This is a genomic window from Pseudomonas sp. B33.4 (genome assembly GCF_034555375.1).
In the GTDB taxonomy this organism is placed as follows: domain Bacteria; phylum Pseudomonadota; class Gammaproteobacteria; order Pseudomonadales; family Pseudomonadaceae; genus Aquipseudomonas.
The window spans coordinates 2,721,993-2,735,916 of the sequence record NZ_CP140706.1 but is presented as its reverse complement, the minus strand read 5'-3'; the positions used below and the strand labels follow the sequence as shown (position 1 = coordinate 2,735,916).

General features: G+C 57.7%; 2 protein-coding genes. Both read right to left on the bottom strand.

Annotated elements, in window-relative coordinates; translation table 11 throughout:
* Positions 1-196: 196 nt before the first annotated feature.
* On the bottom strand, positions 197-499 hold the full coding sequence (locus tag U6037_RS12110) for a hypothetical protein (RefSeq protein WP_322846910.1): 303 nt from the start codon (positions 497-499) through the stop codon (positions 197-199).
* On the bottom strand, positions 496-13,908 hold the full coding sequence (locus U6037_RS12105) for a hemagglutinin repeat-containing protein (RefSeq protein ID WP_322846909.1): 13,413 nt from the start codon (positions 13,906-13,908) through the stop codon (positions 496-498). The genes U6037_RS12110 and U6037_RS12105 overlap by 4 nt, the downstream gene beginning before the upstream one ends.
* Between the last annotated feature and the right edge of the window lie 16 nt (positions 13,909-13,924).

The window sequence follows — 13,924 nt, the reverse complement described above, 5'->3', positions numbered from 1 at the left end:
CACTTGAGGGATGTATCGGCAGGTCTGACTTGCAACGAGCTGACCTTGCCTGCCGAAGGGCACGACGAAACTCCCCCTTCGGACTGGATAGACAGGCATCACTCTGGGTCTGTCTTGCTGCGCTGGTCAGATAAACGACAGGTGGCCAGAGCCACCCGTTCGTTACCCGGAACGCGGAAATGCGGCGTCCCCCGGATCAATACTTGAATTTCGTTTTCACTTGTTCGCCTTCGCGATAAGACAGGACAAAGGATGTCCATGGCTCGCCGCGAGCGTCTGCATTCTCATGTAACTTTTCTACAAGCGCATAGATTTTCGAATTATTGAAATCAGTTTCAGCGTCCCAGATTTCTGCGCCATTTCTTTCAACGGCGAGGTCGGCCTCCATGTAATTACCCCCCCACTCAACGCTATACCGAAAGGCGTCATAACCTTGAATAATTCCCGCTTCAACAAGTTTAAAAATCTCTTTGACGAGTTCGAAATCTTCAGTAATCACCCGCTTACCTCCGGAGTTTGATGGGCTTCATTTTTGAAAGTCACGGTTTTTGGTTTACCGTCAATGATGTACGTCAATATTAGCGAATCAGGTCGTATTGAGCCGGGATCAGCACGCTCAAACTTGACTGTCGTCGGCCCTACAGTGCGGGCAGGATCGTCCAGCGCCTCTCTGACCCTGTTTTCATAGAACACTTTGTAGGCCGAATTGTTGAAGTTCTTGTCCTGTGGGAAGAGATTATACTGATCGCAGGTTCCGCCCTGGCTGCATGCCTGAGCATGCCCGCCCACGTCGCTATCCCGCCCTTCTTTACCCGCCTCCGTCTGCCTTGAGTCCCGAGGCACCTTCTCTTTGGTCGGGGTGAACGTCAGCTCTTCCACCATACCCTTACTGTTGGTCGTAAACGTATTGCCATTATCCAGCTCATAACGGGTGTTGGGGCTTCTGGCAGCAGGATTGTTGAGCAGTTCATATTCATGACTGCCTTTGACGGACTTGGCAGTCTCGACTTTTACCACCGCCTCGACGTGGGGTTTCGCCCCGTCACCATGCACTGGCGAAACAGGAGGTTTGACCGTTGGCCCGTCTACCCATCCTTTGCCCGGAGTATCACCAAACTCATTTGCCCAGCCCGGGTGCTTGGGTTCAATCGGATCGGTAAGTTTCCCGCCGGTAGTGCCCTTGTTACCCGCGACACTGAAGACCTTGCCAGTGACACTGCCTGCCATGTTGGCTGCGGTGCCCAAGGCGATGTTCAGCAGAGTAGTTGCGCCGCGTACATAGATGTCGCCCTGCTGTTCGGTCGCTCCAGCGGCAAACATCGTTTTAAAGGTGTTGTCACTGTGCTCCAGCCGGTCTTTGTCCTCACCGCTCAGTTCACTGGCAATGCCTTTGGAAATGGCGTCTTTGGCCGCGTCTATTTTGTCGCCAAACAACTTGGCGATCAGAACATTTCCGGCAAGACCAAGAGCCATTTTTGCCGGGCCCATCGCTGCCTGGATACCCAGAGCCAGCAACTGGGCCTCCTCCTTGTGCAGTCCATCCATGAAGCTCTGTAACCGCTCAGTCTCAGCCAACAACTTGCCGCCCGGGGTGCCTGGACGCAAATCCTTGAGCAAAGTGGTCAGGTTGTTTTTGTTGTTATCGCGGTACTTGTTAACGTCCGGATTCCCCGGTTTATCGCCATCAGCACCACACCCGCCTGAATCGCTGCACTTGGCAAATTCGGCAAACACCTTGGCGTATTTACGGATGACCGCGACATCCTCCGGTTTCAGATTATTGATATCTCCCGGCTTCCCGCCATTTCGAACCAGATTCTTCGCGATGTTCAGGGCCAGGTCGTCACCCAGGTCCTTGCGCGCTGTCGCTGGAACTTCATCCAGCGATACTCGCTGTGCCTGAAGATTGTTCCAGGCCTGACCCACTACGTTGACCGGTCCGGTAATCAGGCTGAGCGCTGCCTCAAAGGAACCTTGCGTTGCGTCCGCGTAGTTCTCAATTTTCTCTGCCCAGGCCTGCAACGTGCCGGAAGGATCCGCTACGGCCTCAAGGGACGATTTGCTCACGTACAGATCGGTACGTGACTCCTTGTCCTTGGTAATTTCGTAGCCCTTGTCGACATCGCGATTCAAACCGACTGTCGAATCCTTGCCGGTCCCGGCATCTTGGCGCACCACAATTTCGCCGGCGCCGACGGTGCCTCGTACGATCTGTTCGCGGTCCTTGTCGTATTTCCAGCCGCTGACGCTCCAGCCGTTCTCGCCTTCATTGCCTTTACTTAATTGGCTGGAGTCCTGCGCAGCACCGCTCTTTCCTTTTGTATAACTGCCACCTGCGTTGAGGTAGTAACCATGCTCCCTGTCGGAACCGGCAATGTCACTGAAGCCCAGTGTGCCGGTATCCAGTTTCAGATTGCCGTTGTCGGCAGCGATCAGCGCACCGTCCAGCTGGGTGTGATTTTCGGTGCGGATATCAACCTTGTTTTTACCGGTGATAGTGGTTTGCTGTTCGATCCATTTGGTCTTGCCCGTGGTTTGGCCGTAGCCGACCGAACCACTGACACCGGGCGCCGGACCAAATGTGGCGGTCACGCTGATATCGAACTCTTTACCCTTCACTTTTCCGGTGTCGGCCACAGACGAAACATTCAGATCGCCGCCCACTCGACCATTCACCTCATCGCCGCGCAACGTGGCGCCGGCGATATTGGTGTCCTTGCCGCTGGTGAAACCCAAGCGGTCGCCGGCGTAGAGGTAAGCCTCTTGCTGGCGGTTGCCCTCGCGCTCCAGATCGCCTTTGCCCATGCTGACACTGGCGTAAACGCCAACACCTTCGGAACCGAACACCAGACCCACTTCGCCGCCACCGTTGTGCCGGTTGCTATCGCTGCTGTTGTCATTCTGCGCCGAGCGGATATTGAGATCGTTGAAGGCATTAAGCTCGATATCCCGGCGAGCAGTGACCTGGGTACCGATCAGATTCAGATCATGGTTAGCTTGCAAGTTGACGTCCCGGCCGGCGCCCAGTTGCGTCGGCGTAGACGTGCCATGTGAGCCGTCTTCAGTGGCGATGCCATAGCTGCCACCGATGCCGATCTTGAAGCCGCCACTGGTGCCGCCATGGATACCGCCCCAACTTTCGCGCTGCGTGCTGTCCTGGTTGACACTGCCCTTGGCCACATCGAACGTGACGTCACGACCGACGACATTGATGTCGCGTCCGGCGAGGAATTTCGCCCCTTTTACCGTTACGTCGTTCTTGGCATTGAGGTTCAGATCGTGACCGGCATTCAGCGTCGACGATCGGCTGCTCTGCTCGATGGTCTGCTGACTGCTGCTCTGCTTGCTGTTGCCGAACTTGACGTCTGCTGTCGGCCCGGAGAGGAACTGGCTGATGCCGTCCACGGCCTTGAGGGTACTGGAGCCCTTGCTGACATTGTCCTCGCCCTTGCCCGCACCGTTGACTGCGTCTTTCGTCTGGCCATAGTTGTGGTCGATACGCACGCCCAGACCGTTGCGCTCGGTCTCGCGTTGCTGTTCTACCAACAGGGTTTCGCGGCCGGCATCGATGTTGATGTTGCGACCGGCAGTCAGGTCGATATCGTTACTGGCCTGTAGGTCCGAGCCAATCTGATTGATATCGCGCTTGGCGTTGACGGTCAGATCCTGCCCCGCACTGATCTGGCTGGCGGCACCGGTCTGCTGTTCGCGTCGATTCTTTTCCTTGAGGCCATCGACACCGGCAAAGAAACCCACGCCATTGTCATCACTGGAAATGCCGATGCCTGTCTGCCTGGACTTCGACCATGCCTGCTCGGCACGGTCATTGGCTGCCGCCAGGACGTTGACGTCCCGGCCGGCGTCCATGCTGACATGACGGCCAGCGTCGATACCGCTGCCCACCATATTGATATCGCGCTCGGCACTGAGGATCGTGTCACGGCCAGCCGTGACCAGGCTGCCCACGCTGGTGTTACCTTCACCCAGCCGCCCTGCTTCTTTGGCCGAAGAAAGGGAAAGGAAGCCACCCGAGACCGAAAGACCGGTTTTCTTTTTATAGGCTTCGCTTCGGCTGTAGTCCGTGTCATTGGCCGAAATCAGATTGATGTCGCCGGTGTCATCCACCAGACCGGCACGGAACTCGGCATCGTTGCCCGCTGCAGCAGTACTGCCCCGGAGGAGGAAGTCTTTACCCGAAGCAACGACGATGTCATTGCCTGCCTGCAACTGGCTGGCGACTTGACGGGTGCTGGAGTTGACCGCACTTTTGCCACTTTTGGAGAGACCGAAGGAGCCCTTTTTAGTGGTCTTGCTGAAATCACTGTGTTCGTCAGTCGCCGAGAGCACCGAGATATCGTTCAACGCGCCCAGAACCACATTGTTTCCGGCTTTCAACTGACTACCGATCACCGTGACATCGTGCCCTCCCTCCAGGGAAACACCGCCCTTGTCCGACAGGCTGGCGTTGACGGTCAGATTGCGTCCAGCCTCGATCACCGAGGCGACGTTGGTGCTGTCGTAGCTTTCCTTTTGGGTCGTCTTTTTGCGACCGAATGAGCCTTTGCTTTTCTTGAGATAGAACGAAGCATCTTCGTCCTTGGCCGAGGTCACGAGCAGATCCCGCCCGGCATCGATATCGACGTCACCACCCCCTTCAATCCGGCTGGCGACAATCTCCATGTCATTACCGGCGCTCAAGGAAACATTGCCGCCACTTTGCACCGTCGTGGAAACCTGGGTGATTTTGTCCGTTGAAGTGGTGACCTTTTTGCTCTTGTTGTAGGTGTGCTGCTCGTTCGCTGCCGAGGAAAGGGTCAAGTCACCGGTGGCCGCCATCGTAATGTCGCGTTGGGCAGCTATCTGGCTTGCAATGGCGGTGATGTCACGACCGGCATTGACTTTCAGATTACCTCCCACGTCCACAACCGCACCGTTCTGCACCACCGTGCTGGTGCGCGAATGCGATCCGATACTCAGACCGTCATGCCGCTCAAGGGCCGTGATATTGACGTCACGCCCAGCCTTGATCGTCGTATCGCCAATGCTCTTGATCTCGCTACCGAGGTTGCTGACATCTCTTCCCGCGGTCAGGCTCAGATTGTTTGCCGCTTCTATTCTGGCGGCGGTGTCGAGATAGCTGCGTTGCAGCGTCGTGCCGCCGAAGGTGGTCTGGCTCTGGATGACGTTGCGTTCGTTGATCAGATCACCCTGGGTGGCCGTGATGCTGACATCGCGACCGGAAATGATCCCGCCTGCAGCATTGATCAGATCGTTTGTCGCCAGCAGGTCCAGACGATTGCCCGCCTCGATCAGTCCACTGTTGACCAGGTTGTTCCCCGCTGTGGCGGACAGGTTGTTGGTTGCCCGCAACGTACCGACGTTGTTCAGATCCTGCCCGGCAATCAAGTTGATGTCGTTACCGGCAATCAATGCACCATTGGGCGCCAGGCGATTGTTGGCCTGCGCCAGATAAAGCACAGGGACAAGCACGGACTCTCCGTTCACCTCATGCTTTTCTAGCCACACGATGTCATGGGTCAGCGCTGTCACCTGTTCGGCCGACAGGCTGACGCCCATTGCCAGATTGAGTTGATCCTTGCTCTTGATGGCGTTGTCCATCAAGTATTTGAACAGTTTCTCGTCCGACGTCTGGCCATCGATAAAGCGTTGCCCGGTGCGGGCGACAACGGCTTGCTGAATCAATCGCTGCTCGTACAGACCGTCGCCCAGACGTTTGGCGCTGATATCAGGGTCGTAGCCGAGATTGGCCAGCAAGTAATCCGAGCTCATGAACTGCTTGAGGTCTGTCAGTACCGGATTGGTTTCAATCAGGTATTTATGTGGATTGCTGCGAACACTGGTATCTGGCAGACCTTGCACCCGGTTCAGATTCTGCGCACTGAAAGGCGAATCGGCGGCTGTCATTGAACGTTTGGGAATGGCTGTCTGAGTCGCGCTGTTGCCGGCCATTGCCGCACTGAGTTTTGAGGCGGCGTCGTCGACATTGAAGCCTTTGCTGACCCTATCAATCGCCAGGCTGCTCGCGGTAGATGAAGCCGCATCCACTGCCTTGATCGCAGTCGTCGGTCTGGCGGGAAATCCTGGTTCGTGTTTACCGACGCTGATCGTCGCGCTGCCCATGCGCAAATCCGGTCCGGCGTTACCCGCCACCGTCGACGTCTGGCCGCTCAAACGAAACAGACCGTTCTGGCCTTGGGGCAAGGTGAATCCCGAGAGGGCTAACGGATTGACTTGTTGCTGCGCCAGATCCGGTGGCAAATGGGACTGTACGTTAATGACCGTTACCGACGGAGCGCCTGGCAGGGTGGACTCATACGTACGGCCGTTCTTCAGAGAAACCGGCTGGCCTGCTCGCTCGACGCTGTTAGTCAGGTTTTTCGTGGCATTGATCGTCAGACTGCCGCCGGCCTGAACGACGGCGGTAGCATCACCCGCCACGCCAGGGCCGGTGATGGTCTTGTTGTCGAAGAACGTGACGTTCTGCAAGGCAGCCGGGAGCGGCGCGGGGTTGGCCTTGTTGTACGCCGGCGCTGGCGAATAACTGCGGAATTGTTCCGGGCCACTCGAGCTTGTGTAATGTTTCCAGCCGAAATAGATATTTGTGTGTTGGCTCCCCCCGGTAGCGACAGACACTCTCGGTGTCACGACAGACTCGTTCCAGTTCACATCCCAAGAGCGAAACGCTGCCAATTGCTTGCCAACCGGCCCTTTATAGGAAGGATCATTGACCGCGTTGTATTCCATGAACGAGCGCCACAGCTGGATGATTGCCTTGTCTTTGCGGACCTCCGGCAACGCAAAGGACTTGAGTGTGGAGTAAGTGCCCAGCGTCGCGCCGGCATTGGTAAAGCTGGAAAGGTTGGCGGTCAGGTTCGCTCCGGCGGTGATCACCGAGGCTGAGTTGGTCAGGGTCCCACCTGCGATGTCGAGGTTACGACCCGCCGAGATGTTGGCCGCGGCCGAGTCGGCTTCGACCTTGGTTTCGTAGTTCTCCATCAAAACCATATGGCCGGACTGATTGCCCGTCTGGCGCAGGCCGATCGCCCCTGAAGTCAGCTGGGAAGTCACCTTGAAGAAATCCTTGCGGTTTTCCAGGGTGGAGGCCCTTAGCAACATGTCGCCCGAACTCTGGATATTTCCAGAAATATTTTCCAGGCGATTGGTCCAGTTACCGGCGTCGTCCCTGGCGACCGTCAGGTTATCCATGCTGTAGACGTCGCCATATTTATTGACCAGATCATTGGTCAACAGGGACATCGCGGCGCCACTGAACAGCAACCCGTGATCGTTTAAAACGTTGCCGGCATTGAGCCGCAAGTTCTGATTGCTGGCCACGGTGCCGTAGTTGTTCACCCCGCCTGCATTGATGGTCAGCCCACCTGCCGAACTGATTCGCCCCTGATTGCCGAGCACGCCACCGACGTTGAGTGTGGTGGCGTCCCCGCCGGCAAGACTGGCAGTTGCCGTCAGATTCACTTGCCCGGCCCCAAGGACAAAAATGCCCTTGCTACTGGCTCGGCCATTGCCGCTGTACACGCCGCCAAGGGTCAATCCAAGGCTGCCATCACTGGCAATGAGCCCATCGTTGTTCCAGTTCCCACCACTGCCAACAAAGCTGTCGGAGGCCAACAGTTGGCCACCCGCTGTCTGATTGAGCGTGTTGACATTGACCGTCAGACGTCCGGCCTGGATCACGCCACTGTTGGTCCAGCTATCGGCAGCCAGCGTCAGGCCACCCCGGGTGAGCAGATCACCGCCCGCCTGCGTGAGGTTGGCCATGCTGATATCGAATGTACCGATTCCCGCATGCAATACATGGCCGCCCGCATTCTGGAAGTTGCCGGCATTGAGTGTCAGGTCATAGTTCGCAGTTTCGAGACGACCATTGCGATTATCGAAAAGCCCACCAATCTGGAACTCGGTTTTGCCTGTTTTACCCAACGCCCGCAATTGTCCGCCCTGGTTGTTCAGGCTCGCGGCACTGACCTTCAACTGGCCATCGCTTTCGATAACACCAAGACGATTATCCAGCAAGCCGGTCAGGCTGAAATCGACTTGCCGGCCTGCCACCTGGCCCGGAATGTCTCCGGTATTGAGGAAATCGTTGGCCGAAATGCGAACAGCGCCCTGACCATAAAGCCCACCGTTACGGTTGTCGAAATTGCCAGTGGTGATGGAGATGTCATTATTCTGCGCGGAAACGCGGCCACCGTTGTTATCCAGACTGGCGCTGGTGAAACTCAGGCGTTGCGCCTGAATGATGCCGCCCTGGCGGTTCTGACTCAGGTCGTAACCATTGCGCAGGGCGCCTGTGGTCTGTACTTCAAGAGTGCCAGCAAGACTGGCGAGCGTCCCTCCACGGTTATCCACGGAGGTGGCGCCCAGGGTGACATCGCCCGACTGGGCGATGATCTTGCCGCGCTGGTTGTCGAGTTTCCCGCTCACATCGAGCACAAGACCCTTTTCGCTCTGCACCGCGCCGTCGGCGTTCTCAAGACTGGCCGCCTTGAGTTGCAAACCGGCCTTCTGGCTGTAAATCAGCCCCCCATTACCGTTCTGCACAGCACCGTCGGCGCGGATATCCAGCGCCTGTGCGGCGGCAACAGTGCCTCGATTACGGTTGTCCAGGCCGCCGGTCAACAGGGTCAACAAGTGCTGGCTTGCCAGTTGCCCTCCCTGATTGTCGACTTGACTGGCCCCACGGATCAGCAAGTCGCCTGCGCTGGCCAATTTGCCTTGGGTATTGGTCAACACACCCAGCAGATTCAGGGTCAGCGCATCCTTGCCAATCAAGGTTCCGGCGGTGTTATCCAGCGTTGCAGTGGTGATATCAATCGCCTCACCAGCGCCGATCGTACCGCCGTCGTTATCCACTTCTCTGGCCTGCACACTCAGTGTCGTCGCACTGTTGATCAGGCCGCCTTGGCCATTGCGCAGCGCTGCGCCGATCGTCAGGACCTGCCCGGCGCCGCTGGACACGATGCCCTTGTCCCGATTGTCGAGACTGTTGGCTGCAACAGTCAGCGCTTGGTGGCTGACCAGCGCCCCCCCAGCACTGTTGAGCAGAGTGTTGGCGACACGCACATCAACGTTGCCATCGCGACTGGAAAGCGTGCCGTTGTTACGGTTGTCCAAATCATCCGCAGCGACTTCGAGACCTTGCCATCCCGATAACAGGCCTCTCTGGTTGATCACACTGCCAGCCTGCAGTTGCAGGGTGCCGTTGCTGAGCAGCTTGCCGCTACCGTTATCGAGGACTCGTGCACCCAACTGCAGGTTTTGACTGGTGGAGATTTCTCCGCCCTGGTTATTGAGGTCACGCAGGTGCTTGATGCTCAACTCGCCTGCTGTAGTGATCAAACCTGCCGCGTTGTTCAGGTCGGCAGCAACACTGCCCAGATCGATGCCAATGGCAGTGCCCAGCAACGTACCTTGCTGGTTGTCCAGACCGTTGCTCGCAAGGGTGAGGTTGCCGTCAGCAGTGATCAGCCCCTTGCTGCGATTGATGAGCAGACCATCAACACCCAGCGTCAAGTCGCTGCGACTGGAAAGCGTGCCACCCTCGTTGTCCAGCCTGGCCGCATGCCCGTCCAGCGACTGAGCTGCGATCAGCCCTTTGGCGTTGTTCAACGCCTGCTCAATGCGCAAGATCAAACCTTGCTGGCTGAGGATCTTGCCGTTGTCGTTGTCCAGGTTTTCAGTATTCAGGGAAAAACCCTGCACGCTGGAAATCTCACCACCGCGGTTATCGACAGCTTTCAGATTTTTCAGCAGGAGCAAAGGGCCGTTGATAAGTCCACTGCGGTTATCCAGTTGACCGCCGTTCAGATCCAGAGAGACCGATGCTTCACTGAACAGCTTGCCCCCTTGCTGATCGAGGCCGCTGGCAATGACACTCAAGTCACCGCTGCTGGTGATGCGTCCACCAGCGTTATTGCTCAGTTGCTGTGCGCGAATATCGAGCGTTGAGGCGCTACTGACGTTACCTGCATTGCTGTTGTTGAAATCACCCGTGCCAACCACCATCGCAGCCCTGCTACTGAGCGTGCCGCCATGACTGTTATCGACGCGACCCGCCTGCAACTTCAAGGCTGCGTCGGTCACTATCTCGCCGCCCTGATTGTCCAACCCCTGCATTGTGCTGACTGCCAGATTGCGAGCGCTGGTCAGAATGCCAAGCCGGTTACTCAGGCTGGCCGCGCTCACCGTCAACAGCCCTTCGCTGCTCAGTTCTCCCTGCCCGTTATCAAGATTGCCGAGAAGTTGCACATCGAGATTCTGCTGGCTGCTCAGGCTGCCACCAGTATTGGTCAACGTAGTACCCAGCAGGCTCAGCCCTGTCTGTGCAGCCAGGCGACCTTGGTTGCGGTTGAGCACTTCATCTACCGTCAGGTGCAGCCAGCCCGAGGCGGATATCTGCCCTGAGTCACTGTTGTCCAGCTTCAGTCCCGTCAGTTGGAGGGAGCCGTTGCTGGTAATTTCCCCGCCCCGGTTGTCCAGCGCACCAATGTTCAGTACGCCACCGGCAACCCCACCCAACAGGCCTTCCTTCTGATTGTGCAAAGTGCCCGCATCCAGCTTGAGCATGCCCAAGGTGGTCAGCGAACCACTCTGATTACTGACATCAGTGAAACGGCCACTGAGGTCGCCCTTGCTGGACACCTTGCCATTGTCGTTGTTGAGTTGCTGCGCTGTCAGTCGTGTGTGACCGTCGCCAACGACCGAACCGTTGCGGTTAACAAACTCATCATCAACGTCAACATTCAGCTCACCCCGGCTGCTCAACAAGCCCTCGCTGTTGTCCAGGCTCGCGCTGTGCTGATTCAAGGCAGAAGCGGAAATCAGACCTTTGGCATTCACCAGTGCCTGCTCGATCCGTATCGTCAGAGCCTGATTGCTGATGAGTTTGCCATTGCTGTTATCCAGGCTCGCGGCGTTGAGGGTGAACCCTTGGGCACTGGAGATCTCACCGGCGTGGTTATCCACCGTTGCAAGGTTTTTCAGCACCAGCAAAGGGGCGTTGATCAGCCCCTGATTGCTTAACCGGCCCTGGTTGAGGTCCAGACTCAACGAATGCTTGCTGAATAACTGCCCGCCTTGCTGATCCAGCCCGGTCACACTGGCGATCAAGGCATTATCGCTGGCGATTCGACTGTCCAGCCCGTTGCTGACCTGACCGGCCACCAGGTCCAGTCGGTCGTTGCTGATCAAGCGACCACCCAACGTGTTATTGAGGTCGCCGGTGACCAGCTTCAGATCCGCCCGGGAGCTGATTTCACCTGCATGGTTATCGAGACTCGCACTGCTGATCGACACGCCAGCCTCGGAGGTCAGCACGCCCTCCTGATTAATCAGTGCTGCGCCAGAATTGAGTACCAGCGATCCGGCACTGGCCAACTTGCCTCGGGTGTTGTCGAGTTCAGCGCTCAGATCGATGTTTACACTTTGCTGTCCCAGAAGCTGGCCCTGGGTGTTATCCAGATGCTGGCCCTTGATAAGCACCGCACCTTTACCACGCAGTAGCCCTTGAGCCTGATTGATGACACGCGCTACCCGAAGCCCGAGATCCGAACCCGCGAGGACTTTGCCCTGGTTGCTGTTATCCAGTTGGGTACCGGACACATCAATATTGGCACCGGCAGAAATTTCGCCGCCCCGATTGTCGAGTACATCGACATTGAGCTTCAGCGCTTTTGTCGCCCCGATCAGACCACCTGACTGATTATCCAGATAAGTCCCGAAAAGGCTGAGATTACCCAACGCCATCAACTTGCCGGATTGCTGACTCAAACGGTCTGCGTGCGCCGTCAGATCGGCGCTGCTGGAAATCCGCCCGCCAGTGTTATCCAGTGTTTTCACTTGCAGGTACAAGGGGCCTACAGCTCCCAGTACACCTTGCTGATTGTTGAGCAGTGTTCCCTGAAAATCGAGTGTCCCCTGAGCATTGACAAGGCCTTGCTGGCGGTTGTCCAACTGATCGACCCGCAACTGCAGATCACCGTCAGCCGTGAGCCTGGCGCCACGGTTGTCCAGCGTGGTGCTGGTCAAGGCCACCCGTTGTTTACCGGTCAGACTGCCACCGCGGTTATCAACGTCGAGGGCCTGCAGTTGCAACGTATTGCCGGCGCTGATCAGCCCGTTGTTGCGGTTATCCAACACCCTGTTGACGCGCAAATCCACGCCAGACTCACTGAGGATCTTGCCGGCGCTGCTGTTGTCCAGGTTGTCGGCATTGATCTGCAAACCGCCGCCAGCTCCCAGTACGCCCAGATGGTTGATCAGGTCGCTCTTCACTGCCAGGGTCAACTGATCGGTACCTGTCATCAGGCCGGAGGTGTTGTCCACTCGGTTTGCGTCGACTCGGGAAACACCAGCACTGGACACTTCACCCGAATGATTGTCCAGCGACTGCTCCAGGGTCAGGTGAAGATCGCTGTCACTGGTGACGACCCCCTCTCGGTTGTTCAGGCTCAGTGCGTTGATGTCGAGCCCGTCGGCGGAAATCACTCCGTGCGCATTGTTCACCCGGCCGGTATTCAGTTTCAGGTGGGCGCTGGTCTGCACCTTGCCACCGTCGCTGTTGTCCAGCGTGCCGGCGCTAACGGCGGCAGTTTGCGCGCTCAGCGTACCGCGCTGGTTATTGAGGGTTTGCGCGGTGTTGACCGTCAGGTTGCGGCTGGCGGTGAGGCTTTTGCCAGTGTTGTCGAGGTTCTGCGCGGTGATACTCAGGTCGCCGTTGGCATTTCGGCTGCCGTCGGCATTGACGCCGGCTTCGATGGTGCCGGCGTTGGTCAGTTGGCCGCCCGCGCTGAGGCTGATGCTGTCGCGGGCCGCGAGGGTCTGACGGTTGGTCAGGTTGCCCTGGGTTTGCACGTTCAGCGCGGTGCCGGCGTAGATCGGACTTTGCGCATCAAGGCTCGCGGCTTTGACATTGACGGCGCCGGTCGCCGAGGTATCGGCCAGACTCAACTGGCCGTTGGCATCGAGCTGAATATCGCCACCGCTGGCAATCAGCTTGCCGTCGAGTTTCACCCCGACGCCTGCTTCGGTACCGACCAGTTTGATCGCGCCGGCGTACATGCCGCCGAGCGCCGAGGAGTCGATGGCCAGTTGCGGTTTGGCGCTGCCGTCCTCAGCGCGGGCGGTGGCATTCAGGGTCTGTGCATTGACGTCGTTGCGACCGGCAACGATGGTCAGGTTCTGCGCCTGAAGTTGCGCGTTGATCTTTGCGCTGCGGGTGATGATTTCGAAACGGTCAACGTTGGTCGCGTTGAGGCCCGCGCCTTCGATAGCCACCGAACCCTGATCAACCTGAAAGCGATCCAGCCGACCGTTGTCGAGCACCGGTTTGCCGGTGGTCAGGGTCACGCGCGGCGAGTTGATGAAACCGCAACCGTTGCAGGTAATGCCATAAGGGTTGGCGACGATCACCCGCGCCGACTGCCCCGCCACTTCGGTGTAGCCGCGCAACTGGCTCGGGTTGCCGCTGATGACTTCGTTGAGAATCGCTTGCGCCGAACCGCTGTTTTTCAGATTCGGGTTGCCGATGATATGGCCACCCAATTGCGTGGCGGTGGTCTGAGTCGATCCGTTATTGAGGATGACGCCCTGCGCGCCAACGTTGTAATCGTGAAACTGGTTGTGCGACAGGCCACTGGCATTGGGCGTAGCAATATTGATGATCGGCACGCCATTGCCGGCGCGATCCAAAGAAGTATTCGGGCTGGCCACCACGATGCCGTCGGCCTGCGCCCACATCGGTTGCCAGAACATCACGTTCGCCAACAGGAACGCCAGGCCGCGCTTGGGCATGCCAAGGAAAGACTCGCGTTTTTTCACGGCAGCAGCAGGCTGAAGGGCGAGGAAGGCGTACTGGCGAACGTCCATGTTGAAGATCTCTTTA

Bases quoted from the DNA above. Each gene is read 5' to 3' on its own strand.
- U6037_RS12105 (WP_322846909.1), bottom strand. From the start codon at position 13,908: ATGGACGTTCGCCAGTACGCCTTCCTCGCCCTTCAGCCTGCTGCTGCC.